This window comes from Streptomyces sp. NPDC058662 (assembly GCF_042716255.1).
Lineage (GTDB): Bacteria > Actinomycetota > Actinomycetes > Streptomycetales > Streptomycetaceae > Streptomyces.
On record NZ_JBHXRU010000023.1, the window covers coordinates 50,756 to 75,350 of the forward strand.

General features: G+C 73.6%; 25 protein-coding genes and 1 tRNA gene. 5 read left to right on the plus strand and 21 right to left on the minus strand.

Features of this window, described 5'->3' with window-relative positions:
* Nucleotides 1-11: 11 nt before the first annotated feature.
* On the plus strand, nt 12-2,171 hold the full coding sequence (gene helR, locus ACFWUQ_RS11540; RefSeq protein ID WP_384536134.1) for an RNA polymerase recycling motor ATPase HelR: 2,160 nt from the start codon (nt 12-14) through the stop codon (nt 2,169-2,171).
* Here the strand turns inward: helR and ACFWUQ_RS11545 are convergent.
* The gene (locus ACFWUQ_RS11545; protein WP_384536195.1) at nt 2,158-3,117 is read right to left on the minus strand and encodes a LysR family transcriptional regulator ArgP; all 960 of its coding nucleotides are present in this window, start codon (nt 3,115-3,117) and stop codon (nt 2,158-2,160) included. The two genes, helR and ACFWUQ_RS11545, sit on opposite strands and share 14 nt — an antisense overlap.
* Nucleotides 3,118-3,186: 69 nt before the next feature.
* Here ACFWUQ_RS11545 and ACFWUQ_RS11550 point away from each other — a divergent pair, with 69 nt between their 5' ends.
* Nucleotides 3,187-3,819, plus strand: coding sequence for a LysE/ArgO family amino acid transporter (locus tag ACFWUQ_RS11550; protein WP_384536136.1), 633 nt, complete (start codon nt 3,187-3,189; stop codon nt 3,817-3,819).
* Between the two features lie 134 nt (nt 3,820-3,953).
* On the plus strand, nt 3,954-5,090 hold the full coding sequence (locus tag ACFWUQ_RS11555; protein ID WP_384536139.1) for an NUDIX domain-containing protein: 1,137 nt from the start codon (nt 3,954-3,956) through the stop codon (nt 5,088-5,090).
* A gap of 38 nt (nt 5,091-5,128) precedes the next feature.
* On the opposite strand, the gene ACFWUQ_RS11560 is transcribed toward ACFWUQ_RS11555, so the two are convergent.
* From ACFWUQ_RS11560 to ACFWUQ_RS11580, 5 genes are all read right to left on the minus strand, one after another.
* Entirely contained in the window at nt 5,129-5,836 is a 708-nt protein-coding gene (locus tag ACFWUQ_RS11560) for a ribonuclease H (RefSeq protein WP_384536141.1), read from the minus strand.
* Between the two features lie 7 nt (nt 5,837-5,843).
* Entirely contained in the window at nt 5,844-7,187 is a 1,344-nt protein-coding gene (locus tag ACFWUQ_RS11565; RefSeq protein ID WP_384536143.1) for an FAD-dependent oxidoreductase, read from the minus strand.
* 127 nt (nt 7,188-7,314) lie between these two features.
* The gene (locus ACFWUQ_RS11570; RefSeq protein ID WP_384536146.1) at nt 7,315-7,998 is read right to left on the minus strand and encodes a DUF305 domain-containing protein; all 684 of its coding nucleotides are present in this window, start codon (nt 7,996-7,998) and stop codon (nt 7,315-7,317) included.
* 119 nt (nt 7,999-8,117) lie between these two features.
* Nucleotides 8,118-8,609, minus strand: a complete 492-nt coding sequence (locus tag ACFWUQ_RS11575; RefSeq protein WP_384536148.1) for a DUF6153 family protein — start codon at nt 8,607-8,609, stop codon at nt 8,118-8,120.
* Between the two features lie 59 nt (nt 8,610-8,668).
* Entirely contained in the window at nt 8,669-9,187 is a 519-nt protein-coding gene (locus ACFWUQ_RS11580) for a DM13 domain-containing protein (protein ID WP_384536151.1), read from the minus strand.
* 252 nt (nt 9,188-9,439) lie between these two features.
* On the opposite strand from ACFWUQ_RS11580, the gene ACFWUQ_RS11585 reads away from it, so the two are divergent.
* The gene (locus ACFWUQ_RS11585) at nt 9,440-9,847 is read left to right on the plus strand and encodes a DUF3662 domain-containing protein (protein ID WP_384536154.1); all 408 of its coding nucleotides are present in this window, start codon (nt 9,440-9,442) and stop codon (nt 9,845-9,847) included.
* Between the two features lie 469 nt (nt 9,848-10,316).
* Here the strand turns inward: ACFWUQ_RS11585 and ACFWUQ_RS11590 are convergent, their stop codons facing one another.
* Nucleotides 10,317-10,460 carry a hypothetical protein gene (locus ACFWUQ_RS11590; protein ID WP_384536157.1) on the minus strand — a complete coding sequence of 48 codons (144 nt, stop codon included), beginning with the start codon at nt 10,458-10,460 and terminating at the stop codon, nt 10,317-10,319.
* Between the two features lie 253 nt (nt 10,461-10,713).
* On the opposite strand from ACFWUQ_RS11590, the gene ACFWUQ_RS11595 reads away from it, so the two are divergent.
* Nucleotides 10,714-11,685: a hypothetical protein gene (locus ACFWUQ_RS11595; RefSeq protein WP_384536160.1), complete on the plus strand. Its 972-nt coding sequence runs from the start codon at nt 10,714-10,716 to the stop codon at nt 11,683-11,685.
* Here ACFWUQ_RS11595 and ACFWUQ_RS11600 read toward each other — a convergent pair.
* The 14 genes from ACFWUQ_RS11600 to ACFWUQ_RS11665 form a co-directional block, all read right to left on the minus strand.
* The gene (locus tag ACFWUQ_RS11600) at nt 11,652-13,208 is read right to left on the minus strand and encodes a pyridoxal phosphate-dependent decarboxylase family protein (RefSeq protein WP_384536163.1); all 1,557 of its coding nucleotides are present in this window, start codon (nt 13,206-13,208) and stop codon (nt 11,652-11,654) included. The two genes, ACFWUQ_RS11595 and ACFWUQ_RS11600, sit on opposite strands and share 34 nt — an antisense overlap.
* A complete protein-coding gene (locus tag ACFWUQ_RS11605) occupies nt 13,205-14,053 on the minus strand; it encodes a DMT family transporter (protein WP_384536166.1) in 849 nt (282 codons plus the stop codon). Before ACFWUQ_RS11605 ends, ACFWUQ_RS11600 begins: the two co-directional genes overlap by 4 nt.
* 116 nt (nt 14,054-14,169) lie before the next feature.
* On the minus strand, nt 14,170-15,132 hold the full coding sequence (locus ACFWUQ_RS11610) for a quinone oxidoreductase family protein (RefSeq protein ID WP_384536169.1): 963 nt from the start codon (nt 15,130-15,132) through the stop codon (nt 14,170-14,172).
* Nucleotides 15,132-16,565 (minus strand): methylaspartate mutase, encoded by a 1,434-nt coding sequence (locus ACFWUQ_RS11615; protein ID WP_384536170.1) that lies wholly within the window; start codon nt 16,563-16,565, stop codon nt 15,132-15,134. The genes ACFWUQ_RS11610 and ACFWUQ_RS11615 overlap by 1 nt, the downstream gene beginning before the upstream one ends.
* Complete coding sequence (locus tag ACFWUQ_RS11620; RefSeq protein ID WP_384536173.1) at nt 16,562-17,023, minus strand: cobalamin-dependent protein; 462 nt, start codon at nt 17,021-17,023, stop codon at nt 16,562-16,564. The genes ACFWUQ_RS11615 and ACFWUQ_RS11620 overlap by 4 nt, the downstream gene beginning before the upstream one ends.
* A 79-nt stretch (nt 17,024-17,102) precedes the next feature.
* Nucleotides 17,103-18,320, minus strand: a complete 1,218-nt coding sequence (locus ACFWUQ_RS11625; RefSeq protein WP_384536176.1) for a fatty acid desaturase — start codon at nt 18,318-18,320, stop codon at nt 17,103-17,105.
* 59 nt (nt 18,321-18,379) lie between these two features.
* Complete coding sequence (locus tag ACFWUQ_RS11630; protein WP_384536178.1) at nt 18,380-18,649, minus strand: 2Fe-2S iron-sulfur cluster-binding protein; 270 nt, start codon at nt 18,647-18,649, stop codon at nt 18,380-18,382.
* Nucleotides 18,650-19,741: 1,092 nt separating this feature from the next.
* A tRNA-Pro gene (locus ACFWUQ_RS11635) sits at nt 19,742-19,815 on the minus strand.
* A 95-nt stretch (nt 19,816-19,910) separates the two neighbouring features.
* Nucleotides 19,911-20,270, minus strand: a complete 360-nt coding sequence (locus tag ACFWUQ_RS11640; protein ID WP_384536180.1) for an MmcQ/YjbR family DNA-binding protein — start codon at nt 20,268-20,270, stop codon at nt 19,911-19,913.
* A 132-nt stretch (nt 20,271-20,402) separates the two neighbouring features.
* Nucleotides 20,403-20,948, minus strand: coding sequence for a GAF domain-containing protein (locus ACFWUQ_RS11645; RefSeq protein WP_384536183.1), 546 nt, complete (start codon nt 20,946-20,948; stop codon nt 20,403-20,405).
* Complete coding sequence (locus ACFWUQ_RS11650; RefSeq protein ID WP_384536185.1) at nt 20,945-21,622, minus strand: ATP/GTP-binding protein; 678 nt, start codon at nt 21,620-21,622, stop codon at nt 20,945-20,947. Before ACFWUQ_RS11650 ends, ACFWUQ_RS11645 begins: the two co-directional genes overlap by 4 nt.
* Nucleotides 21,600-21,935 (minus strand): DUF742 domain-containing protein, encoded by a 336-nt coding sequence (locus ACFWUQ_RS11655; protein ID WP_384536198.1) that lies wholly within the window; start codon nt 21,933-21,935, stop codon nt 21,600-21,602. Before ACFWUQ_RS11655 ends, ACFWUQ_RS11650 begins: the two co-directional genes overlap by 23 nt.
* Nucleotides 21,936-22,084: 149 nt before the next feature.
* On the minus strand, nt 22,085-22,519 hold the full coding sequence (locus tag ACFWUQ_RS11660; protein WP_384536200.1) for a roadblock/LC7 domain-containing protein: 435 nt from the start codon (nt 22,517-22,519) through the stop codon (nt 22,085-22,087).
* Nucleotides 22,520-22,554: 35 nt separating this feature from the next.
* Nucleotides 22,555-24,318 carry a sensor histidine kinase gene (locus tag ACFWUQ_RS11665; RefSeq protein WP_384536188.1) on the minus strand — a complete coding sequence of 588 codons (1,764 nt, stop codon included), beginning with the start codon at nt 24,316-24,318 and terminating at the stop codon, nt 22,555-22,557.
* Nucleotides 24,319-24,595: the final 277 nt, after the last annotated feature.

The window sequence follows — 24,595 nt, forward strand, 5'->3', positions numbered from 1 at the left end:
ACGAAGTGCGTGTGCCTTTGTCGACCACCAGCGCGTTCGACCTTCCCGACCACCTCTCCCCCAAGGCCGACCCCGTTCTGATCGGCGCCGACGAACGGCACTTCACCGCCATCTCCGAGAGCCTGCGGCAGTCCGTCTCCGAGCTGTCCGACCGCCTCGAAGCGGAGCGGCGGGCGCCCGGCGGCCTCGGCCGGGCCGCGATGGACCGCGACGCCGAGATCCACCGCCTCACCGCGCGCCTGCGCACCCTGCGCCGTTTCGGCCTCGACCTGTGCCTGGGCCGCGTCGTCCCGGCGGACGGCTCGGAACCCGTGTACATCGGCCGCCTCGGACTCACCGACAGCACGGGGCGCAGGCTGCTGCTCGACTGGCGCTCCCCCGCGGCCGAGCCCTTCTTCGCGGCGACGCACTCCGAGCCGATGGGCCTGGCCAGCCGCCGCAGGTACCGCTGGACCGCCGACCGCGTCAGCGACTACTGGGACGAGGTCTTCACCGCCGACGGGCTGGAGGGGCACGCCGCGCTCGACGACCAGTCCGCCTTCATCGCGAGCCTGGGCGGCACCCGGTCGGCCCGGATGCGCGACGTCCTGGCGACCATCCAGTCCGACCAGCACGCCGTCGTCCGGGCCGGGTCCCGCGGCGCGCTCGTCGTCGACGGCGGTCCGGGTACGGGCAAGACCGTCGTAGCGCTGCACCGCGCCGCCCACCTGCTGTACTCCGACCCCCGCCTCGGCCACCGCCGGGGCGGCGTCCTGTTCGTCGGTCCGCACCAGCCCTACCTCGCCTACGTCGCCGACGTCCTGCCGAGCCTGGGCGAGGAGGGGGTGCGGACCTGCACCCTGCGCGACCTCGTCGCCGAGGGGGCCGCGGCCGCGCCCGAGACCGACCCGCGCGTGGCCCGCCTGAAGGCGTCCGCCGACCTGGTGAAGGCGATCGAACCGGCCGTCGCCCTCTACGAGGAGCCGCCGACCCGGGGGACCACCCTGTCGACCCCCTGGTCCGACCTGCGGCTGAGCCCCGACGACTGGGCGGTGGCGTTCGAAGCGGCGCGGGGCGTCGCGCACAACGAGGCGCGCGAGGTGATCCGGGAGGAGCTGGTGGCGATCCTGATGGACAAGGACGACGGCGACGCCCCGCCCGCACTGCTGCGCAGGCACCTGCTGCGGGACCGGGAGCTGATCGGGACGCTCGACCGGGCGTGGCCGGTGCTCGAAGCGACCGACCTCGTCGGAGACCTGTGGTCGGTCCCCGCCTACCTGCGCCGGTGCGCCCCGTGGCTGGGCGCCGACGACGTGGCCGCGCTCCAGCGCGCGGACGCCCACGCCTGGACGGTGTCCGACCTGCCGCTCCTGGACGCGGCCCGGCAGCGGCTCGGCGACCCCGGGGCCTCGGCGCGCAGGCGTCGACACGAAGCCTCCGTCGCCGCCGAGCACGCGCGCAGGGCCGACGTCATCGACGGCCTGCTGGCGGCCGACGACGACGGGGAGGGCGCGGTGACGATGCTGAACGGGCGGGACCTGCGGGACACCCTGATCGACGAGGCGGCGCGGCCGGGCCCCGAACCGGACCTGCTGGCCGGACCGTTCGCGCACGTCATCGTGGACGAGGCCCAGGAGCTGACCGACGCCGAATGGCAGATGCTGCTGCTGCGCTGCCCGTCGCGGAGCTTCACCGTCGTCGGCGACCGCGCCCAGGCCCGGGACGGGTTCCCGGAGTCGTGGCGGGAACGGCTGGAGCGGGTCGGGCTCGACCGGATCACCGTGGCCTCGCTGAGCATCAACTACCGCACCCCGCGGGAGGTCATGGCGGAAGCCGAGACGGTCATCCGCGCGGCGCTCCCCGACGCCAATGTGCCCGCCTCCGTCCGCGGCAGCGGCATCCCCGTCGTCCACGGCTCCGTCACTGAGCTGGACGCCGTCCTGGACACCTGGCTCGCCGCGCACACCGACGGGACCGCCTGCGTCATCGGCACGGGGGGCCCGGCCGGGCGCCCGCTCCGGGCGGGGCCCCGGGTCCGGTCGCTGACACCGGGCCTGTCGAAGGGGCTCGAATTCGACCTGGTCGTGCTCGTCGACCCGCAGACCTTCGGCACGGGTGTGGAGGGAGCCGTCGACCGCTATGTCGCGATGACGCGCGCGACCCGGCAGCTGGTGGTCCTCACGAGCCCCTGACGCCGCGGGGGCCCCGCCCGCCCGCCCCGGGGGCGCGCAGGGCCTCCGCCGCCGCCTCGGCGACCACCCGCGCGACCATCGACAGCAGCGGCGAGTCCAGCTTCCACTGCTGCCAGTAGAGCGGTACGTCCATCGGCCGGCGCGGCGCCAGCAGCACCAGCTCGCCGGTCCGTACCAGCGGCCCCGCCTGCGGCTCCGGCACCAGGCCCCACCCCAGCCCGGCCACCACCGCGTCGCGGAACCCCTCCGAGGTGGGCATGGAGTGCCGTACGGGGCCGGCGCCGTCGACCGCACCTCCGGCCAGCGTGCGGACGAAGGCGTCCTGCAGCTCGTCCTTGCGGTCGAAGACGATCGTCGGCGCCTCGCGCAGCTCCCGTACCGGCACCTCCACCCCCGCGCCCGCCCCCGGCAGGTGGCGGGCGGCGAAGCCGGGGCTCGCCACCGGCAGGTACCGCGCCAGGCCGAGCCCCCGTACGGTGCATCCGGCCACCGGATCCGGGGAGGAGGTGACCGCCGCCATCACCTGCCCCTCGCGGAGCAGCGCCGTGGTGTGCGACTCGTCCTCGCGGTGCAGCTCGAAGCAGACCGGGGGCTCCTGCGGGACCCGGCTCAGGGCGGGCAGGAACCAGGTCGCCAGGGAGTCCGCGTTCACCGCGATCGGCAGCCGCACCGGGCCGGCCCCGTCGGCCATGCCCAGCTCGCTCCGGGCGTCCCGCTCCAACCGCGCCAGCTGCCGGGCGAAGCGGATCACCACCTCGCCGGACTCCGTGGCCCGGACCGGTTTCGTCCGCATGAGGAGCACCCGCCCGGTGCGCTGTTCCAGCGCCTTGACCCGCTGGCTGACGGCGGACGGCGTCACGTGCAGGACGGCCGCGGCGGCGTCGAAGGTGCCCTCGTCCACGACCGCCAGCAAGGTCCGCACCTGGTCCAGGGGAAGTTCTTCCATCACAATCGCTAAGGGTACGTAAAAATCTTTAGCTGTACTGAAAGCGGGCCGCTGTCTACGGTCGACGGCATGACACACGGCATCATCACGGCGGCCCTCGCCGGCTTCGGAACCGGCCTCTCCCTCATCGTCGCCATCGGCGCGCAGAACGCCCTCGTCCTGCGCCAGGGGGCGCGCCGCCACGCGGTCCTGGCCGTGGTCGCCATCTGCGCCGTCTCCGATCTGCTCCTCATCGCCCTCGGCGTGGCGGGCGTGGGCGCTTTCGTCACCGCCTGGCCCGCCGCCCTGACCGCGGTCGGGATCGCCGGCGGCGGGTTCCTGATCTGCTACGGGCTCCTGGCCGCCCGCCGCGCCCTGCGGCCGGACCCCGGCGCCGCCCTCGTCGCGGGGGACGCCCGGGGCGCCGCGCCCGGCTCCGCCCGCCGGGCGGTACTGGCCTGCCTGGCCATGACCTGGCTCAACCCGCACGTCTACCTGGACACCGTCCTGCTCATCGGCTCCCTCGCCGCGGACCGGGGAGACCTGCGCTGGGCCTTCGGTCTCGGCGCCGGGCTGGCCAGCCTCACCTGGTTCGGCGCGCTCGGCTACGGCGCACGGCTGCTCAGCGGCCTGCTGGCCCGACCCAAGGCGTGGCGCGTCCTGGACGGGCTCGTCGCGGCGACCATGGTCACCATGGGCGGCATGCTGCTGGCCCGTGCCTGACCGCAGCATGTCGGCGCCGGGCGCGGGACGGCGCGGGCGATAGTGCTGGGGCGGGCGGGCCGCGTGGAACGCCGCCCCGGAGCGCGGCCTTGCGGGCGCCGCCCCGCCCGCGACAGCCGACCTCAGGAGCCGCCGTGCCCGACCGCCCCTCCGCCCACCGCCCCTTCGCCGGCAGCCCTTCCGCCGGCCGCCCGTCGGCCGGCCCGCCCTCGGCCGGTCCCCCCTCCCCCGGCGGCCCGTCTCCCGCGGACGCGCGCGCCCACTACGCGGCGCTGCCCGCCCCGCTCGTCGCCGCCACCGGGATCGTCCTGGACGGCGACGGGCGGGTCCTCGTACTGACGACCTCGTACAAGACGGACCTGGAGCTGCCGGGCGGCACGGTCGAGGACACCGAGACCCCGGAGGAGGGCCTCGCACGCGAACTGAGGGAGGAGCTCGACCTGACCGTGCCGGTGGGGCGGCTGCTCGCCGTGGACTCCCGGCCGCCCGGCCCGCTCGGCCGCTCGCTCGTCGCGCACGTGCACCTCGTCGGCCCGCTGTCACCGGACGAGGCCTCGGCCCTCTCCTTCGTCGACGGCGAGATCACCGCGGCCCGCTGGCTCCCGCCCCGCGAGGCGTGCGCGGCCCTGCCCGCCCGCGTCGCGCCGCGGCTGCGGGCCGGCCTGGCCGCGCTGTACGCGGGCTCCGTCGCGCACCTGGTCGACGGGGTGCCGCAGCCGGGCTCCGCGGCTGGCCTGGACCCGTCCCGGCGCGCGGAACTGGAGCACGCGGGGGCCTTGGACGCCGCCAGCCACCGGGCGAACCGGCCCAAGGCCCTCACGTCGGCGAGCGTGCTGTTCACGGACCCCGCCGGCCGGGCCGTGCTGGTACGGCCCGCGTACGGCCGGCCGGACCGCTGGAACCTGCCCGGCGGCGGCATCGACAGCGACCTCGGCGAGACCCCGCGGGCGGCGGCCCGGCGGGAGGTCCGCGAGGAGCTCGGCCTGGACCGCGCCCCGGGCCGCCTCCTCGCCGTCAACTGGGCCCACAAGAAGGGCCGTCCGGCCCGGGTCCGCTTCCTCTACGACGGCGGGGTCCTCGACGCGTCCGCCCTCGCACGCGTCCGGCTGGACCCCGCCGAACTGCTCGACTGGCGCGCCGTCGACCGCGCGGACCTGCGGGCCCTGGTCAAGCCCTCGCTACGCCGCCAGATCGAGGCCTGCCTCGACGCGCGTGCCACGGGCGCCGGCCCGCTGGAACTGCACGCGGGCCGTGTCGTGCCCGGCGACTGACCGGACCGTGCCCGCCGGCCCGCCCCGCGGGCGCCGGGCTACGCGGGGGTGCCGGCCTCGGCGCAGCTCGCGTGGCCCCAGCGGTTCCCGTTCTTCGCGATCATCTCCCCGGCGGCGTACGGCTGTCCGCACGGGCAGCTGCCGGGGAACTTCGCCTTGATGGCCCGGGACGCGGAGGCTCGGCCCCCAGCGGCGCCGGGGGCGGCGGACTTCCGCGCGGCGCCCTTGCGGGTGGCGGGTCCGCTGCGCGTCGGCGCCGGTACCGGCATGTCCGCGTCCCCCAGGGCGGTCCCGGCGGCCTGCTGGCTCAGCGCGGCTTCGCTCGCGGCCTGGTCCGCGATGGCGTTCAGGTGGTCGCCGTCCTCGCGGTGGGCCGGTACGTACTGGAAGGTGACGTCCCGGTCGGCCAGCAGGAGGTCGATCCGCTCCACGAGTTCGCGGTTGGCCACGGGCTGGCCGGACGAGGTCTTCCAGCCGTTGCGCTTCCAGCCCGGCAGCCACTGGGTCACGGCCTTCATCGCGTACTGGGAGTCCATCCTCACCTCCACGGACGTCCCGGGGTCGACGGCTTCCAGCAGCCGCTGCAGTGCGGTGAGCTCCCCGACGTTGTTGGTGGCGCGCCCCAGCGGGCCGGCTTCCCAACGCTGCGGCGTGCCCTGGGAGTCGGCGATGACCCAGGCCCATCCGGCCGGTCCGGGGTTCCCCTTCGCGGCTCCGTCACAGGCGGCAATGATGCGATCAGACATCCCCCGATCATGCCTCACGGCGGGCGGAGCGCAGGACGCGCAGGACGAAGCCGGGGGCGAGCAGCCCCTCGGGGCGGCGGACGAGACCCTCGACCTCGCCGAAGCGGACGCTGACCGCGTCGTCGTACCGCGCGGCGCGGACGACCCGTTCCACATACCGGTTGAACAGGTCCGTTCCCGCGGGCTTGGGGCCCGTGGTGCCCGCGTAGGCGAAGTCGCCGCCGGCCGCGAGGGACCAGGGGGCGGCCACCGTCCGCGCGACCGCGTCGAAGTAGCGGCGGCCGAAGGCGTGGCTGATCCTTCCCGTGCCGTCGAGGCACTCGCCGAGCACCACGGCCTGCTGGGCCGCCGAGGTCATGCCCTGTGCGTGGATCGGGTCGAGGGCGGCGACGGCGTCCCCGAGCAGCACCCAGCCGGACGGGAAGCGCCGCAGCCGCTCGACGTGGCGGCGGCGGTTCTCGGGGAACGGGTCGGCGGCCGGCTCCGTGAGGGGCTCCGAGGCGGCCATGAGGTCCGCGACGACCGGGGAGTCCAATGAACGGGCGAAGGCGATCCGGCCGTCCTCGTCCGTGGGCGGCACCTCGCCGTTGACGCCGATCAGCGCCACGATCCAGCGGCCTCCCTCCAGCGGCAGGGCCATCGCCAGCCGTCGCAGGGAGGGCGCCCCCGTCACCACGGCCGCCTTCCAGTCCCGTACGGTCGCGCCCGCCTCGTCGCGGCGGTAGATCCGGCTCGCGTAGTGGGTCCCGACGGTGACCACGGACAGCGGCGGCGCCCCGTACCCGAGGTCCGCGATCCAGTCCAGGCTGCGGGCACCGCTCCCCGTGGCATCGACCAGCAGGGCGCATCCGAGGGTGGCACCGCCGGCCAGCCGGACTCCGGCGATCCGGGTGCCCGAGGCGTCGGTGACCAGTCCGTGCACCGGGGACCGCCCGCGCAGGGTGACATGTCCGAGGCCGGCCAGGCGTCCGCGTACCGTCGCCTCCAGGAGCGGCCGGGACATCACCGGGACGCGCAGCCCGGACGCCGGGCGGGCCAGCACGCCCCCGCCGCGGTGCCGGTGGATGTCCCGGCAGTAGTCGACTTCGGTGGCCCCGCTCCCGTACAGCTCGCGGGTGAGCCCCGGGAACCACTCCTCCAGGAGTCGCGCTCCCGCGCGCAGCAGCAGGTGGGGCTGGCGGCCCTGAGGGACCCCGGGATGCCGGCCGCCGTCCTGGCCGAGGGCGTCCCCGTCGAGGACGACGACCTGGTCGAAGCGTTCCGACAGGACCCGGGCGGCACACAGCCCGGCCATGCTCGCGCCGACGACGACGGCCGTCTCCGCCACTCTGCGGGGCTCACCACGGGGCATCCGAACACCTCCGACGAGGCCCCCGCTACGGCGGCATCCATTCTTCCACCGGAGCCGGGGACGCGCCGCCGCGGACCGCTGAGGGTCCCCGGCGGCGCGCCGCGGGACGGGCGGGGACAGGATCCCGTCAGCTCTTGCCGAGCAGCCCGTTCATCCGGTCGATCTCGGCGCTCTGGGACGTGATGATGGCGTCGGCCATCGTGGTGGCGCCCGGGAAGGCCCCGGCCGCCTTCTCCTGCTTCGCCATCTCGACGGCCCCCTCGTGGTGCTTGACCATCAGCTCCAGGAAGGCGGTGTCGAAGGCCTTGCCGGACGCCTTCGACAGCGCGTCCATCTCCGCGGCGGTCATCATGCCGCCCGCGCCGCCGTGCCCGGAGTGGTCCCCGCCGCCCTCGGCGGGCACCTGCTGCCCCCAGGAGGTCAGCCAGGCCGACAGGGTCCTGATCTCGGGGTCCTGGGCCTTCTGGATCTCGTCGGCGAGCTTCTTCACCTCGGCGGACCCGGCCCGGGTCGGTGCGAGCGCGGCCATCTCCACGGCCTGGCGGTGGTGGGGGATCATCCCCTGGGCGAAGGCGACGTCGGCGGCGTTGTGCTGCCCCCGCGCGGTCGGTGTCGCGGTCGGTGTCGCGGCCTGCGCGGACGCGGACGGCGTCGTGGCGGTGTGGCCGTCGTGCGCGGCGCCGGCCGCGCCGGAGCCGTCGGCCCCGCAGGCGGCCAGCACGAACGAGGTCGCGGCGGCCGCCACGGCGGCGGCGGCCCGGCGGGCGGGGGAACGGCGGGCGGGAGAACGGTGCGTGCTGAGGTCGGTCATGGCAGTGCGACTCCTTGGTGCGCGGCCCCGCGGGCACGCGCGTCCGTACGGAAGAGGGCGTGACGGCGCGCGGCACCCGTCGCCGGCCGGGCCGGAACGAGGGTGCCGTGCGGGCCGCGCTATATCCGCAGGATTTGCAGCTCGGCCAGGTCGGGCGGCGCGCGCCCGGCCCTGTCCGCCGCCGCCGGGTCACCGGGTGCCGGCGGCGGCGCGGGCGCCGCTCCGAGTCCCGCCGTGAGGGCGGGCGGTGCGTACGGGGCCGCCGTCCCGGTGGCGGCGCAGGTGCCGTCCGCGTGCTGGAGGTGCCCGGTCCCGCCGGATCGGTGCGCGCAGTCCCCGCCCGCGCCGTGGGCGGCACCGAGCTGCGCGGCACCGGTGTGGGCGTGCGGGACCGGGGCCGCCCCGCCGTGGGCGTGCGCGACCGGGGCCGCCGCGCCGTGGGCCGCCGCCGTCCCGTGCTCGGCGCCGACCGCCGGGGGCTGCGCCGCCCGCAGCGCCGGGCGCGGTCCGAGACCGTGCATGGCCAGGACCCCGGCCAGCACCACGAGCACCAGCAGCGCGAAGCCGCGCCCGGCGGGGCGGCGGCTCCTCGGCTGCTCGGCGGAGATCATGGGGTCATCGTACGATCCGGGGCCCGTCGGGACGCGTCGGGATACCCCGACCGGGTCAATCAGGCCGCGGTGAGGGCCGCCGCGCCGAAGGACACGTCGAAGCGGTCGCACCAGATGCTCACGCTCGAATACCGGGACAGGTCGACCTCGGGCGGGACCTCGTAGTTCTGGTCGCCCTTGTTGCCCTTGAGCTTGCCGAGGCTGACGTAGGCGCCGTCGTCGAAGACACGCCAGCCCTCCACGCCCTCCTTCACGGGCGCGTCGGTGAGCCAGACCCGCAGATCCGGACCGTTGCTGGTGTCCAGGCCCTCCAGCCGCACCGTGTGCGAGCCGTCGGCGAGCCGCACGAGCGTGACCGTGCCGCTCGTCCGGTGCTCATGGCTGATCAGCTCGCCCGAGGCCAGCACCCGCGGCTCCGCCGGCGCCGCGGACGCGGACCCCGCGCCCGACGGGGCCGGCGCCGAGGCGGCGGGCAGCGCCTCGCGCACGGTCTCGTCCCGCCACAGCTTCCACGGCTGGAACCAGTACGCACCCGCGCCCGCGACCAGCACCGCCGCGGCCACGGCGGCGAGCACCACCGGCCGACTCCACTTCCACCGACGCACCACGCGTCCCCCACTCGATCGATCGGGACCCGACCATAGCGGGCAGGATCCGAAAACGACCCGCTTCGGGTGGTGGTGATGCGGTTGCTGCCGCGCGGATGGCGGTCCGGACGAGACGTCCGTCCGCGGGTACCGCGGCGCGCGAGGGGCACTCCCCCGCGTTGCCGGGCGTGTCCGCCGTCCTCGCGGGCGCGTGACGTCGCGAAAGCCGGGCAGGTGCGGTTCATGGGCACACTGAAGAGCTGGGAGCGGGCGATCGAGCGGGCCGAACAGGTAGTGGCGGAGAAGCTGTTCGGCAGTGACGCGGCGGAGGCGGAGGTGGTGGAGGCGCTGCTCCGAACGTGCGACGAGCAGGCCGTCGTGTGCAGCTCCCACCGCACGGTGGTGCCAAACGTGTACACCGTCGAGCTGCCTCCGCCCGTGTACGCCGAGATCGGCCCCCACCTCACCGTCGTGGGGCAGGAGCTGACCGACCGGTTGGAGCGCCACGGCGAGCGCGAGGGCTACGAATGGGCCGGGCCGCTGACCGTGCGGCTCGCCGCGGCCGAACACGTCCCCAACGGCCGCTACCAGGTCCGCTGCGCCCCCATGGCACACATCACGTCCGCGCCGCTGAGCGCTCCGGACGCGTAACCCGGCGGCCCCGCCGCGACCAGACGGCGACGCCCCGCTGCAGCGCGGCCCCGGTCCGGTAACCGTCAGCCCGTGTTCCCTCAGAGCGGCAAGGTGGGACCGGCGGCCCACGAAATGCACCTCGTGTCCGGCTGCGGCGCGAGCCGGGCACCGTAGTACCCCCCCCCCAATGCCTCGGGAGCCGGTCACAACCCCCTTGGTGCGGTCGCCGCGTTCCCCCGTAAAATAGCCCGTTCCCATTCCGAGCCCTCTGCTATGATCCAAGATCATCGGCGCTGCATTTCCCGGTATGCGCCGATTGTCGTGACGTCGGTCGAATATCGACATATCGCGGTCGGATACGCGTCAAGGGAGTGCACAGTGGCGGGACGTCGCGGCTTCGCATTAACGGAGACATTGTCTCACTCGCGCCCCACCGCACCCCTCGGCGCTTTATCGACGCCCCGCCCCGTGCACCGCTACGCCCCGATCAGGCCGCCGGTCCGTGCCAGATGATGTCGCCATTGACCTGGTGCGAAACAGCCATGGACGGTGCGCCGACATCACTTCCACCGGTTGCCGCGAATCCGGCGAGCGCGAGCACCGCCGAAGCGGCGAACGCGAGCAGGAACACAGAATTTATTCGGTTGCGGACCACGATTCAATCACTCCCCGTTGCTGACTTCGACTCGAAGGCCTATCCGCTGCCCTCGGGGATCAGCTTGCCGAAGTATGGGCACTTCCCGCCACCGCAATACAGTGGCGACAAGTCGTTGGTGAGTTCCCCTCACCCTTGAACAGAGGTTGAGACCATCGAAATCCAGGCAGAAGCGACACCCAAACCCGCGATTCCCGAGTTACATGAAATTCATGTAACCATCTACAAAATGGCTCTTGAGCGCGGAGCCCTCTGGCCCGCCCTCGCCGCGGTCGACCTGGACCGATCGGCAGAGGAGGTCGAAACGGCCGTCGCCGACCTCAGCGCCCTCCACCTGCTGCGCCCCCGGGGGGTCAACCCGGCGCCAGGACCCGTGCCGGCCTCTGACTGCTACGTCCCCAGCAACCCCGAGGTGGCGGTTACCCACCTGGTCGGGCCCATCGAGGCCGACATCCGGCGGCTGCGCCGACGGGCGGACATACTCAGCGCCCAGGTCATGACAATGAAGACGGTCTTCGACGAGGCGTGGGAGAACCACCGCACGAAGGCACTGATCGAGTACCTCACCTCGCTCGACGGCATTCGCTCCGCGCTGGAGCGGGTCTCGGCCTCGGCCCGGGTCGAGGTCCTCACCGCCCACCCCGAAGTGCCGCCGGCCGAGACGTTGGAGGACGGCCAGCCGCGCACCGCTGAGACGGTCGGCCGAGGTGTCCTGTGCCGCACTCTCTACCCCCATGCCGTACTGACCCACGGCTACATGCGCCAGCACATGAGCCGCATGGCCGAACTGGGAGTGGAGTACCGCACGGTCAGCCACATCCCCGACCGCCTGGTGCTGATCGACGCCGGAGTCGCGGTGATCGCCGACCCCGAGCAGCCGGCCGGTCAGGGCGCCCTCCTCGTGCGCGACCCCTCGCTGGTCCGCCACCTGTACCGCTCCTGGGAGGGCGTCTGGAACTCGGCCCGCCCGTTCGCCGACAGGGGCACGTCCGCTCCGCGGGCGCACGCCAAGGAGGAGCTGCGCCGCTCCATCCTCCGGCTGCTCGACGCGGGCATGAAGGACGAGGTGGCCGCCCGGCGCCTGTCGATGTCCACGACCAGCTACCGCCGCCACGTCACCGACCTCTTGACGGAACTGGGCGCCCAGAACCGCTTCCAGGCCGGCAGCTACGCCCGCCGCGCGGGCTGGCTGGACGAATGAGCGGACGCCTCCGAGACGGCTGTCTCGCGTGCGGCGGCCACCACATCGGCCAACACCTCGTCGATCTCCTCGAAGGTGGTCGCCGGGTTCAGGAACACGAGCTTGAGGTGGACCTGCGGCCGGCCGTCCGGGCCGGGCGCCTTCGTACGGGCCGGCAAGACGCGGCCCTCGGCCATCAGCTTCCTTCTGACGGCGGCGTTCCAGGCGCCTTCGTCGACGACCGGCGCGGTTGCCGAGGCCCGGCACCGGAAAATCACGGTGCTGAGGATCGGGTCCGCCACCAGGTCCAGGTCGTCCGAGTCCGCGATACGGGCCGCCGCATACCGCGCCTGCGCGTGGCAGGCGTCCACCCAGCTGCCCATGCCCTTCCGGCCGACCGCCAGCAGGGAAGCTGTGATCTTGAAGGCGTCGGCGCGACGGGTCGTCTGCATCGAGCTGCCGAGCAGGGCCGAGAAGCCGGCGGCTTCGTCGTCCGTCGGGTTGAGGTAGACGGCCTGTTGGCTCAGGCATTCCATGTGCTGCTCGTCGCGCACCAGCAGGACACTCGAAGAGGCCGGGGTCCAACCGAACTTGTGGAGGTCGAAGGCGATCGAGTCGGCCAGGGCCAGCCCGTCGAGGAGGGGGGCGAGGGTGGTGGAGAACAGTGCCCCGATGCCGTACGCGGCATCGACGTGCAGCCAGACGCGCCGTTCTGCGGCGAGCGCCGCCAGTTCCGGCAGCGGGTCGAACGACCCGTGGTCGGTCGTGCCCGCGGTCGCGACCAGCGCCACCGCGACCTCGTCCGGCCCGAAGCCGTCGAGTATGCGCCGTGCCTCATCGGCGAGCATCCTGCCCCGGTCGTCCACCGGCACGCTCACCACGGCGTCCCTGCCGAGCCCGAGGAAGCCGGCCGCGCGGGCGATGGAGAAGTGGGCGGCGGCCGAGCACAGAATCCGCGGTCGGGCCCCCAGGCCCGACAGACCCGCCTGCGACGCGTCGAACGGGCCGTCCCCGCTCCGGCTCCGCGCCAGCGCGTGGTCCCTGCTGAGCAGCAGGCCCATCAGGTTGGAGATGCTGCCCCCGGGGGTCAGCGTGCCGAATGCCTCCTCGCCGTAGCCGACCCAGGACGCCATCTCCCGGATCAGCCGCCGCTCCAGTTCGAGCGCGAAGGGGCCGCTCTCCCAGGAGTGCATCGACTGGTTGAGTACGGCCGCCAGGAGTTCGGCGGCGGCGGACACGGCTGTGGGTGCGCACTGCATCCGGGACACGGCCGCCGGATGCGTCAGATCGGCCGCGGAGGCCGCGTACGCGTCGAAGAGGTCTGCCACCCGCCGGGCGGTGGGGTGGTCGGCGAGGATCCGGTCACCGTCCAGAACCTTCCGTACCGCGGCGAGGGCCGCGTCGGGCCCTCCGGCCGCGATCGGGCCCCCGCGCTTGAGGGAGGCGTTGTGGAGGGAGCCGAGGGCAGCCTCCACCAGCAGCCGGAGCTGCTCCAGGCCCTCCGGACGGCCCGCGAGGGCTGTGTTCTCGCCTGTCTCGATCACTGTGGTGGTCCTTGGTCTCGTGAGGTGAGGGGTGGGTCCCCGGGAGTCGTGCCGCGGGCCGTGCGCGTGCCCCGGATGACTCCGATCGACGCGACGCACACCGCTGTCAGGCCGAGGGCTTGCGGCAGCGAGATGGTTTCGTTCAGGACGAGCAGGGCGACGAGTGCGCCAATGGCCGGTTCCAGGCTCAGCAGCACTCCGAAGACGAGGGCGGACACCCGGCGCAGCGTCTCCATCTCGCAGGTGTACGGCACCAGCGACGACAGCATCGCGATACCGAATCCCAAGGCCAGCACGGTCGGCCGGCCGAGCGCGGAACCCCCTTCGGCCAGTCCCATCGGCAGCGTGCACAGCATGCCGAACGCCATCGCCAGGGCCAGGCCGTCACCGCCGGGCAGCAGTTTCCCGACCCGTGCCGACAGCGGTACGTAGGAACCCCAGAACACGGCACAGGCCAGTGCGATCAGCAGCCCGGTGGCGCCCGCGGCGCCGCCCTGCCAACCCAGCAGCGCGATGCCGCAGGCCGCGAGCACGGTCCACAGCCTGTCGCGCACCCGTCGCGACGCCAACGCCGCGACGGTGAGCGGGCCGGCCATGCCGACGGTCAGCGCCACTCCTACGGGCAGCCGGGCCATGGCGAGGTAGAAGCACATGTTCATGCCGGCGATGGCGACCCCGAGCCCGACGACCGCGCCCGCCGTGCGCCGGTCCAGGCGTAGTGAGGGGCGCCGCCACAGCAGCAGCACGACCGCGGCGAAGCCAAGCCGTAGCACCGTCATGGACGCGGGGCCCACCGTGCCGAACAGCTGCTTGGCGAAGGCCGCGCCGAGCTGGGTACTGACCATCCCGACGAACATGAGGGCCGGTGCCGGGACAGCACCGAGGCCCCGGCGCGCGGGTCCGGACGCGGCAGGGCCGGCCGACGCCTCGGCCCTGGTGTCGACGCTCGTGCCGGAGCCCTTCACGGTGTGAGCAGGACCTTGCCCGTAGTGGTCCGGCCCTCCAGGAGCTCATGCGCCCGTGGGGCGTCGGCAAGTGGCAGTTCCGCGTGCACGCTCGGCCGTACGACGCCACGGGCCACGTAGCCGAACAGCTCGGCCGCCGCGGCCCGGAGCGACGCGGCGTCCGGGACGTGGTCTGCCAGTGTGGGCCGGGTCAGGTAGAGGGATCCGGACATGCGAAGGAGCTCCACGTCGAACGGCGGTACGGGACCGCCGGACAGCCCGCAGACGACCAGGGTGCCGCGGCGACGCAAAGCCTTGACGCTGCTGCGGTAGGTCGGCGCGCCCACCGAGTCGTAGACGACATGCGCGCCCTCGCCGCCGGTGACCTCGCGCACGCCGGTCTCGAAGTCCCCGTAGGACAGCGTGTGGTGGGCACCGGCGGCGACGGCCGTTCGCCGCTTGGATTCGCTGGAGGCGACGGCCACCACCGTGGCGCCGCGGTGCGCGGCCAGCTGGACGAGCAGCTGGCCCAGGCCTCCGGCCGCCGCGAGGACGACCACCGTCTCGCCCGACGCCACGGCGTGCGTGGTGTGGGTCAGATAGTGAGCGGCGAGCCCCTGGAGGAGTACCGCCGCCGCGTCGGACAGGGCGACGTCGTCGGGGACGCGCACCAGCTTCGAGGCCGGTACGGCGGTGTACTGGGCGTAGGCGCCCAGCTGGGTCGCATAGGCGACCCGGTCGCCGGGCGCGAAGTCCTCGACCCCGACGCCCACAGCGGTGACGGTGCCGGCCGCCTCCTGACCCGGCACGAGGGGGTACGCCGCGGGATAGGTCCCGTTGCGGTAGTAGACGTCGATGAAGTTCAGGCCCACGGCCGCGTTGCGCACGACGACCTGGCCCGGCAGGGCGGCCGGTTCGGGCAGGTCGGTGGCGACGAGGGCGGCGGGGCCGCCGGGGGTGGTGACATGGAGAGCGCGCATCAGATCCTCGGTTCGGCGGGTGCGGGTACGGGCGCCGTCTCCCGGAAGACAGTGCGGAAGTAGTTTATGTCGCCTGTGAGTTGGTCCATCAGTGTGTCGAGGCCCGAGGCGGGCCCGTCTCCGGAGTGCAGCAGTTCGTCGTTGCGGCCGCTCTGCGCCGCCGAGAAGGGCAGCGCGCCGGCCGACAGGTAGCGGATGGCGCCGGTCGCGTCCCTGCGCGGGATGATCTCGGAGCGTGCGTAGCGGCTGGCGCTGAACGGGATGTCCAACCGTCCCTCCTCGAACGCGCCGGTGATGGCCGCGATCAGGTCGTCGCTCTCCAACAGCGGATCGACGAGGTCCGCGACCTCGGCGAGGATCCACCGCATCTCCTCGGCCACCTGAACCTCGTCTACCGTGATGAAGTCGAGCAGCGAGGAGTTCGCCCGGTCGGCCAGGCGCAGACCCGCCACGTTCGCCTCGGTGTCCGGGATCCCGTATGCCTCCTGGTACGTCTTGGTGATCAGTTTGGACGCCCCGCCGAGCCGGGCGACGAGCGCCCCGTAGAAGATCAGGTCTTCGGCGTTGCCGCGCTCGCGAGGGAACACACCCATGAACTCGTGCAGCACCGCGTGGACTTGTGTACCGGCGGGCAGGTAGCGCTCGGCGAGCACCGCGATGCTGCGCAGCGCGGCGACGTCCTGGGGCAGGTTGCCGCCCTGCGGGTAGGCCACGGAGACGCAGCGCACGCCCGCGCGGGCGGCGAGCACCGCCTCCAGCACACTGATGGCGAGGCTGATGGAGGGGGGTACGAGCACGGCGGTCAGGGTGCCGAACAGCTCACGGTCGATGACCACACCGAGCTCGGCGAGCTCCCCGCAGCGGCGGTCGACGTCCTGCCATGCACTGAGGGACTCGGCGAGCGGCACGGCCTTGGAGTACGGCAGATTGTAGGAGATGCCACCGCCCTCGAACGAGGTGATGCCGGAGGCGACGGAGACGTCGAAGAGGGTCCGGGCGTCCGGAGAACCATGCCGGACCTCCAGGGGCGCCGCGACCAGCTCGTTGAGTTCTCTGCCGCGGCGCCAGCCGTGGGCGACCAGGGGGTATCCGTTCAGATCACCGGGGCGCAGGTTGAGCGTGCGCAGCGCCTCCTCGAACCGCTTCAGGCGGGTGTGGGAATCGATGGTGAGCGTGAGGACGTCGGGCCGCGCCCGCGCCTCCAGAGCCGCGAGGAGGTCCATCATCTCCGCATGGCCGCCGACACCGCAGCGGGGCTGAATGGCCACCCGGCCCCGGGCGCGGCAGTCGGCGAGGACCTCGGCGGCCGTGGGCTTGCCGAGCGAGGCGATGTACGCGGCGGACTCCGCCGGCGTCGGCAGACCGCTCACGCCGCCGGGGGCGTCACCGCTGCTGCGCACCCCGCCGAGCGGCGGCAGTGAGGTCAGGCTCATGACGCCGCCAGGCCGGCGGCCACGGGCCGCAGGCGGGACGCACGCAGCGCGTCGAGGAGCGCGGGCAGCTCGGCCGGTTCGGACAGGATGTGGTCCACCCCGGCGGCGTAGAGCCGGTCGTGGGAGGAGGAGTCCTTGTGGCTTCCCACCGACAGGTTGCCGCCGACGACGACCGGGCAGGTGATCCGGCCGGACTGCTTGGCCCGGTCCAGCCCCCGCAGGTCCTCGTGGACATGGCCGTTGAGGCTGCCGATGACGACGGCCTCGGCGTGCGGGTGCTCCTCGCAGGCTTGGGCGAACTCCTCCACGGACGTGCAGGTGCCGAGGTTGACGACGTCGAACCCCAACCCGCGCAGCGAGTAGGAAATGAGGTGGTTGGCCACCGCGTGGCTGTCGCTGGCCGCCACTCCGAGGATGACCGTACGGGAGAGGGTGTGCTGGTCGGGCGTGGTCCGCATCGCAGAGTCCTGTACTGGGTTCGGTCGGATCGGTGGAGTCGGGTGGCCGGCCGGCTCGGTCGGCCGGGTCGGGGCGCGGTCAGTCATCGAAGGCGGCGAACAGTTCGCGCTTGCTCACGGACCTCAGCCGGCTGACGTCGAATTCGGCGGGGTCGGCAGCGGTCAGCGAGTCGAAGACGTGGCTGATGGCGGGGACCAGCCCCCACACCTCCTGGTACGGAGGCCGGCCGGGTCCGCCGCGCTCGGCGTCCTGCTGCCGGACGAAGAGGTAGTTCGCCCAGTCGGGGCTGCGCGGGTGCAGGTGGTGGTAGTCGTGCACCACCGTGTCGCCGGTCAGGACGAGGTAGCGGGACGGGGCGTGCACGAACAGCAACCGCGCCGTCCAGCGCGTCCAGGCCAGGGCGCGCCGCACGGCCGGCAGCCGGTGCGAGGGAACCGGCTCGCCGATGAAGATGGCGTTGGTCAGCGACGCGAAGTAGGCCCGGCTGTGACGGTCTTCGACGCCGGCCTTCGGGAAGGTGTGCTTCACGCACAGCCGTAGGGTGTTGCTGATCTGGAACAGCGGGACGAGCGGTACGAACCAGACGACGAGCAGGGCCGCCCAGGTGCCCGTGGGCACGGTCACGGCGATGGCCGTTCCGTACAGGCAGAGCGCCGAGACCTTCTCGCTGCGTGCGGACTCCGTGAGGAAGGACCGCACGCGCGAGACGGCGAAGGCGAAGTGGAAGCGGGGTGATACGAGCTTGCCCAGCAGTCGGCGCCACATCTGGCGTCGGGTCAGACCCGGGTGCATGCCCAGGCTGACCAGGAAGGCCTGCACCGTCGGGTCCTGCAGGGTCATGTGATGGGTCGCGTGGTGGTCGCTGACATGCTCGCGGCTGTACCGCTGGAAGTTCTGGATGACGAGCAGGCTCGATACGGCGTGGCCGATGATCCGGTCCGGTTTACGGCGCCGGTACATGTTCCGGTGCGAGCACTGGTGGTAGACCATCATCCGGAGGTTTCGCATCCCGTGCAGGGTCACGGCCCAGCCCGGCAGGAGGAGCAGCAGCCAGGCGCCGCCCAGTGCGTAGCCAACCGTACTGAGCAAGGCGCCGGCAACCATGGACGCGGTGGCTGTGACCAGGTGGAACGTAGGGGTCCAGCCGAGGGACCGCTGTCCGGGCAGCGCCTTGCCCGTGAAGATCGTCAGCGGGTACTGCAGGAAGCCGGGAAGCACGGTCATGGACTCGCGCGGGTCGGACGCCTCGGCGACCGGGCCGGGGGTGGACAGGGCGTCCGCGTTGATGACAGCCATGGGGTACTCCTGGAGCGAGCAGGCGGAAGGGGGGCCGGAAGACGGGGGCACGCTTCTCACTACTCCACGACGCGTACCGTCGCGGAGCCCAGCAAGCGACACTGGCAGGCGAGCCGGTAGGTGCCGTCCGTCCTGCCCAAGTCCTCAAGGAAGTCCGTCTCGTCGAGGTCGGCTTCCCCGAGCGAGCGGAAGCCGTCGATGACTTCGATGACGCACGCTCCGCAGGCTCCCGAACGGCATCCGAAGGGAATCAAGTGCTGCGGCGTCTCGTACTCGATGTCCGTGAGCGGGGCGCCTTCCGGCAAAAGGACTTCCGTGCCGTGTGGCATGACGGTGAGTTTGTTGAGGAACATCGCTTTCCAAAACCCCCGTGGGGCATGTCGGGCATCCCGCCACGAGCGGGATGCGGTTCGGCGGCTCAAAGGGGCACCGCGCGCGGCGCGGCCGCCGGGTGGACGGGCCGGAGCCGCGGCCGGAACGGATCGGCGTCACGCGGGGCCTCGTGGGCGGCGGCCGATGTCGGGGCGGTGTGCCCGTGGTCGTGGACGGTGTGGCGCCTGGGCACGACGTTCACACCGCGCGCGCCCGAAGGCGGCGGTCGTGGTCGGTTGTCGGCGGCCCGGAGGCGATGTGCCCTCGGATGGCTTGATCAGGCCGTAGGACCGTGCCGGATGCCGTCATCGGCATTCCGTACGCGGCGGTCTCGGAGGATGCGCCGGCATCGCCCCGGTCCGGTGTCACACAGGTCACGAATCCGGTGAGGGCAATCACCACGAACGTGGGACGCCGGCGGAAGTCCGACAGTTGTGCTGCGGACCACAATGAACCCCTCCCCCGTTGTCTGATGTCGATTCGATGGCCCAGCCGTTTCCCTCGGCCCGGCCGTTTCCCTCGGAGATCAGCTTGCCGAAGCACGGACACTTCGCGCCATCTCCGCCCCGTGGCGACAAGTCACAGACGACTACTGCTCAGAGCCGAGCGCCCGCGGCGGCGATCCTGTCGGCCGGGCCCGCGACATCCGGTGCCGTGCCTCACGAGGCCGGGGCGCCCCTTGCGCCGGGCGTACGACCAGGTCGGGCACGTGATACGCCTTGTCGATGAGCAGCTCGTCGCACGTGCACCGGCCCTCGCGGGGGCTGCATCACCAGGGCGGTCCTACGCGACGCGACCCACTGGGACCAGGTGGTCACCACACTCGGGTACGAGCACCGGCGGCAACACGACCTCCGGCACAAGACCACCGCCGCCCGCGCCGCTCTCCGCCCACCTGAGCGTGCCGCGGGCCCCGCGGTCGCTGCCCGTACCGCTCGTCGTCGCCCGCCGACGCGGGCAAGCGCGCTGGTCCCCAACGGGTCCCCAAAAATGATCAGAGGCCGCTCCAGATTGCTCTGAAACGGCCTCTGACCTGCGACTCTTTCGAGTCGGGACGACAGGATTTGAACCTGCGACCCCTTGACCCCCAGTCAAGTGCGCTACCAAGCTGCGCCACGTCCCGATACCCGCTGACCTGGGGTTTTCCCCGGGTTCAACGCGCAGGAGAACAATACCGCACTTCACCGGTCGGTCGCGCGCACCTTGCGGGCCCGGACCTCAGTCCGCCGGGCCCCCGAGCTCCGGGTGGGCCGCGGCCAGGCGCTTCGGGGCCGCCAGCAGCCACGAGTCGGTCAAAATCGAACGCAGCTCCGCCGCGTCCACCGCGTCCAGGCGGACCCGGATCCAGGCGTAGTTGTCGTCATGGCCCTCGCGCAGGAAGAATTTCTCCGGTTCCGCCGCGATCAGTTCGGCCCGGTCCTCCTTGGGGCACTTCACCCCGATCGAGGCGTCGTCGTCCGCCAGCGCGGCGAAGACCTTCCCGCCCACCCGGAAGGTGGGCATGCCCCAGGCGGGCTTCTCGCTGCTGTCCGGGAGCGACAGCGCGATCGTACGGACCTCGTCCGCGTTCACGGCCATGGCCGCGACTCCTCTCCGGTCACCGGTGCACCCCGTCCGACGACGGTAGACCCTGCCGCGGACAGTCGCGTGCGGGCGTGTGCGCCGCGTCCGGTCGAATGCGGTCCCGTGCGAAGGGCGCCCGCGCGGCGCTCAGCTCCGCCGGTCCTCCCTCGCGTGCAGCAGGTCCACGAGCTCCGCCGCCAGCTCCTTGACCGCGGCGAGTCCCTCCGTGCCCCACCGCCTGGGCACCACGTCCGCCCCGCAGACCGTGCCGAGCACCACCCCGCGCCGGTCCGTGACCGGCGCGCCCAGATAGGACCGGACCCCGCTCCCGTCGACCACCGCGTTGCCCGCGAAGCGCGCGAAGTCCCGTACGTCCTGCAGCACCAGCGCCCGGCGCCGCACCACCACGTGCGGGCAGTAGCCGTGGTCGCGGGCCAGCACCCGGGCGGGGTATCCGCTCGGCGGGGCGTCGGGGGCGTGGTGCAGGCCGGCGAAGAACTGGCGTTCCTCGCCGATGAAGTTGACCCCCGTGTACGGCGCCGCGAGCACCTCCGCCACGCGCCGTGCGAAAGCGTCCAGCTCCGGGTCCGCCCGCTCGCCCAGACCCAGCTCGCGCAGCCGGACGGCGCGCGCGGGTGCCTCCCGGTCCACGGGTGTGAGCAGCAGGTGCCCGGTCGATTCGTAGTACGTCATGACGGTTCCCCCGACTCCGGAGACGAAGAACTGAGCGAAGAGCTGCGCGTGGGAGGAGTGGACCCGGGCAGGCACAGCAGGTGGCGGACCAGGGCCGCGAGGGCCCCCGTCCCGGAGCTCGTCAGGCGCGCGTCGCACCGTACGACGGGCACCTCGGGGCCGAGCCCCACCGCTTCGCGGACCTCGTCAGGCCCGTAGCGGTGACCGCCGTCGAACTCGTTGACGGCGACGATGAAGGCGATACCGCGCCGCTCGAAGAAGTCCACGGCGGGGAAGCAGTCGGCGAGGCGGCGGGTGTCGGCGAGCACCACCGCCCCGAGCGCACCCGCGCACAGCTCCTCCCACAGGAACCAGAAGCGGTGCTGGCCGGGCGTGCCGAACAGGTAGAGGACGTGCCGGTCGTCCAGCGTGATCCGGCCGAAGTCCAGGGCCACGGTCGTCGTGGACTTGGCCTCCACCCCCTCCAGCGGGTCGTCGGCCGCACCGAGATCGCTCAGCAGCTCCTCCGTACTGAGCGGCGCGATCTCGCTCACCGCGCCCACGAAGGTGGTCTTGCCGGCTCCGAATCCCCCCGCCACCAGGATCTTCAGGGTGGCCGGCACGGGGCCCGTAGTCCGGGCCGGGCCCGGGATCGAGGCCCGGACTCCGGCGTCACAGTCGTTTGCGAAGGCCATCGAGCACCGCCCTGAGCAGGGACTGGTCATCGGCGGCGTACGGGCCGCCCGGGTAGCGGGGCGCCTGCGCGCCGACGGCCCCGCACTCCACCAGGTCGGAGAGCAGCACCTTCGCCACGACCGCCGGCAGCCGCAGCTGTCCGGCCACCTCCGCGACGGTGACCGCCGCGGCGCCCGCGCACATCCGGAGCGCCAGGGTGTGCTCGGTCCCGAGCGGGACACGCGGCCGCACCCCGGTCGCCGTCACCAGGGAGAGGAGGTCCAGCGCGACGGCGGGCCGGGTCCGGCCGCCACTGGCGGTGTACGGGCGCATGACGCGGCCCGCCGAGTCGTCGAGCCACGGGGTGTCCCGTCCGGTCGACCGCCCCTGCGAGACACCGCCCCCGCTACCGGCCCGCGCCCCGCGCCCGGAACCGGTCCCGTAGGAGGTCTCCCTCGCGTACGCCCCCGCTCCGCGGGTCCTCACCGCTGCGCGTCGGCGACGGGGCGCCGCGGCGGTACCGCCAGGTACGGACGTACGCTCTTGACCAGCATCGCCATCTCATAGCCAAGGACCCCGGCGTCGGCCTCCCGGTCGGCCAGCACAGCCAGGCAGGTTCCGGACCCGGCCGCCGACACGAAGACGAGCGCCGTGGCGAGCTCGACCACCACCTGCCGGACCTCGGCTCCGTCGGCGAACCGGGCGCCCGCGCTGCGTCCCAGGGAGTACAGCCCCGAGGCCATCGCCGCCATGTGGTCGGCGCCGTCCGGATCGAGGCCGTGCACACAGGTGACGAGCCCGTCGGCGGTGAGGAGCACGGCGCTGCGCGTGTACGGCACGCGCTGCACCAGTCCGCTGAGCAGCCAGTCGAGGTCCGAGAGCCGGCCTCCGGTCTTCGTCGCCACTTCGCCGCCCATGGGGGTGCGCTCCTTGCCGGGGTGAGGGGTGGGGGTCATGCCTGGTTCTCCGACTGGGCGAGGCCGAAGCCCCGCTGGAAGGCGGCCATCAGGCCGGGGTCGTGCAGGGGTTGGTCGTCGCCGGTGCGCCGGGGGGCCGGCGCTTCCCGAAGCTGGGGTGCGACGTGCTCCTGGGCCCGCCGCCGGGGCAGCGGCGGCCGGTCCTCGTCCGTACGGGCGGCCGGTACGGGCAGCGGCGCCCACGCGGGGACACCGGTCGTGCCCACCGCGTCCGGAGCCGTCCGGGGCGACACCACGGCCTCGACGGCATCCTCCGCGTACCGGGCCGGCGGCACGGGCACGGCCGGCGCGGCGGGCGTGAAAGGCGCGGCCGGCGGGGCCGGTACGAAGGGCGCGGCGGGCGGGGCCGGCGGCACGGGCACGGCCGGCGCGGCGGGCGTGAAGGGTCCGGCCGGCTCGAAGGGCTCGGGCCGCACCGGGTCGGGGGGCCCGCCGCGGGGCGGGATGCTCCGTACGGGCTCCAGGGGCGGCGCCCCCGGTCCCTCCCCGGTCCCCCAGGCGGTGGCCCGGGATCCGCCGGCCGCGTCGGCGGCGCTCGGCGCCTCCGCGCCCAGCAGCTCCTGCGGCAGGACGAGGACGGCGAGCACGCCGCCGTAGATGTTGGACTTGAGCTCGACCGCGATCCCGTGGCGCCGGGCCAGCGCCGAGACCACGAACAGGCCGATCCGCCCGTCGGCGAGCAGGTGCCGGACACTGATCTGGTCGGGGTCGCCGAGCAGGGCGTTCATCCGGTGCTGCTCCTGGGGCGGCATGCCGAGCCCCCGGTCCTCCACCTCGACCGCGATCCCGGCGGTGACCCGTTCGGCGCGCAGCACCACGTCGGTGTCGGGAGCGGAGAACACCGTGGCGTTCTCGACCAGTTCGGCGAGCAGGTGCACGACATCGGCGACGGCGTGGCCGCGGACGCTGCCGCCCGCCGGGGGCACGACCTTGACCCGCGTGTACTGCTCGACCTCGGCGACCGAGGAGCGGAGCACCTCGCTCAGCTCGATCGGCCGGGTCCACTGGCGGCGCGAGGCCGCGCCGCCGAGCACGGCGAGGTTCTCGGCGTGGCGGCGGATGCGGGTGGCCAGGTGGTCGACGTGGAAGAGCTCCTTGAGCAGGTCCGGGTCCTCGACCGAGTCCTCCAGGTCGTCGAGCAGCGAGATCTCCCGGTGCACGAGGGACTGGAGCCGGCGCGCCAGGTTGACGAAGACCTCCACCTTGCGCTCGCTGTCGGACGGGGGCACCGGCCCGGCCAGCCGTACGAGGGTGTCCTGCGCGTGCTCGCGGGCGCCGCGCAGTTCCTGGGAGAGCAGCCAGAACTCGTCCACCCCGGCCGGGTCGGCGCCGGGCGGCGGGCGGCCCGGACCGCCGCGCACCGGCCTGGGCGGCAGCTCGCCGCGCTCCAGGCGGTCGGCGACCGTACGCAGCTCGTGCCGGCCACGGGCGCTGGAGCGGCGCAGTGCCTCGCACCGGTCCCGGACGGCCTTGCCGGCGCGTTGGGCCCCGAGCAGGGCGGCGGCCAGCGCGCCGACGACGAGCAGGGCGCAGCCGGTGAGCACCGGCCACAGGCGGGCGTCCCGGTCGCCGGCTCCGCCGCCGAGCTGGAGGGTGAAGATCACCGCCGCCGCGCCGCTGAGCCCGGCGGCGAGCGTGGGCAGGACGGCGGCGCGGATCAGCTGGGGGATTAACTGCCGGCCCGGACCGGCTACGGCGTGTTTCGACGGGGAGTGACGGGCTGCGCGGAGTCCGGACATCTTCGTCCTCGGTACGTGGGGCCCGGCCCCCAGCGTTCCCGGGGCCCGGTGTTGATCACCGGATACCCACGCTAGACCGCACCCTCCCGCCCCGGACGGCCAGTTCGAGAAGTTGGCGGGGGTGCTTCCCGCTCCCGATGGAGCGCTCGTACTGCAGTCCGATCCGTCGGGAGCGCGCACGCCCCGGCGCGCGTCCGGGGCCCGCGGTCGCCGCCGCGGCCCGCGCGCCCGCCCCCGCTCTCCGGGGCGTCCGGCGGGCCGGGGGCCGGTCGCGCGC

Excerpts from the sequence above, each read along its gene's own strand:
- ACFWUQ_RS11545 (WP_384536195.1), bottom strand. The coding sequence starts at position 3,117 with ATGGAAGAACTTCCCCTGGACCAGGTGCGGACCTTGCTGGCGGTCGTG.
- ACFWUQ_RS11550 (WP_384536136.1), top strand. The coding sequence starts at position 3,187 with ATGACACACGGCATCATCACGGCGGCCCTCGCCGGCTTCGGAACCGGC.
- ACFWUQ_RS11560 (WP_384536141.1), bottom strand. The coding sequence starts at position 5,836 with ATGTCTGATCGCATCATTGCCGCCTGTGACGGAGCCGCGAAGGGGAAC.
- ACFWUQ_RS11565 (WP_384536143.1), bottom strand. The coding sequence starts at position 7,187 with ATGCCCCGTGGTGAGCCCCGCAGAGTGGCGGAGACGGCCGTCGTCGTC.
- ACFWUQ_RS11570 (WP_384536146.1), bottom strand. The coding sequence starts at position 7,998 with ATGACCGACCTCAGCACGCACCGTTCTCCCGCCCGCCGTTCCCCCGCC.
- ACFWUQ_RS11575 (WP_384536148.1), bottom strand. The coding sequence starts at position 8,609 with ATGATCTCCGCCGAGCAGCCGAGGAGCCGCCGCCCCGCCGGGCGCGGC.
- ACFWUQ_RS11585 (WP_384536154.1), top strand. The coding sequence starts at position 9,440 with ATGGGCACACTGAAGAGCTGGGAGCGGGCGATCGAGCGGGCCGAACAG.
- ACFWUQ_RS11595 (WP_384536160.1), top strand. The coding sequence starts at position 10,714 with ATGGCTCTTGAGCGCGGAGCCCTCTGGCCCGCCCTCGCCGCGGTCGAC.
- ACFWUQ_RS11605 (WP_384536166.1), bottom strand. The coding sequence starts at position 14,053 with ATGGTCAGTACCCAGCTCGGCGCGGCCTTCGCCAAGCAGCTGTTCGGC.
- ACFWUQ_RS11610 (WP_384536169.1), bottom strand. The coding sequence starts at position 15,132 with ATGCGCGCTCTCCATGTCACCACCCCCGGCGGCCCCGCCGCCCTCGTC.
- ACFWUQ_RS11615 (WP_384536170.1), bottom strand. The coding sequence starts at position 16,565 with ATGAGCCTGACCTCACTGCCGCCGCTCGGCGGGGTGCGCAGCAGCGGT.
- ACFWUQ_RS11620 (WP_384536173.1), bottom strand. The coding sequence starts at position 17,023 with ATGCGGACCACGCCCGACCAGCACACCCTCTCCCGTACGGTCATCCTC.
- ACFWUQ_RS11625 (WP_384536176.1), bottom strand. The coding sequence starts at position 18,320 with ATGGCTGTCATCAACGCGGACGCCCTGTCCACCCCCGGCCCGGTCGCC.
- ACFWUQ_RS11630 (WP_384536178.1), bottom strand. The coding sequence starts at position 18,649 with ATGCCACACGGCACGGAAGTCCTTTTGCCGGAAGGCGCCCCGCTCACG.
- ACFWUQ_RS11640 (WP_384536180.1), bottom strand. The coding sequence starts at position 20,270 with ATGGCCGTGAACGCGGACGAGGTCCGTACGATCGCGCTGTCGCTCCCG.
- ACFWUQ_RS11645 (WP_384536183.1), bottom strand. The coding sequence starts at position 20,948 with ATGACGTACTACGAATCGACCGGGCACCTGCTGCTCACACCCGTGGAC.
- ACFWUQ_RS11650 (WP_384536185.1), bottom strand. The coding sequence starts at position 21,622 with ATGGCCTTCGCAAACGACTGTGACGCCGGAGTCCGGGCCTCGATCCCG.
- ACFWUQ_RS11655 (WP_384536198.1), bottom strand. The coding sequence starts at position 21,935 with ATGCGCCCGTACACCGCCAGTGGCGGCCGGACCCGGCCCGCCGTCGCG.
- ACFWUQ_RS11660 (WP_384536200.1), bottom strand. The coding sequence starts at position 22,519 with ATGGGCGGCGAAGTGGCGACGAAGACCGGAGGCCGGCTCTCGGACCTC.
- ACFWUQ_RS11665 (WP_384536188.1), bottom strand. The coding sequence starts at position 24,318 with ATGTCCGGACTCCGCGCAGCCCGTCACTCCCCGTCGAAACACGCCGTA.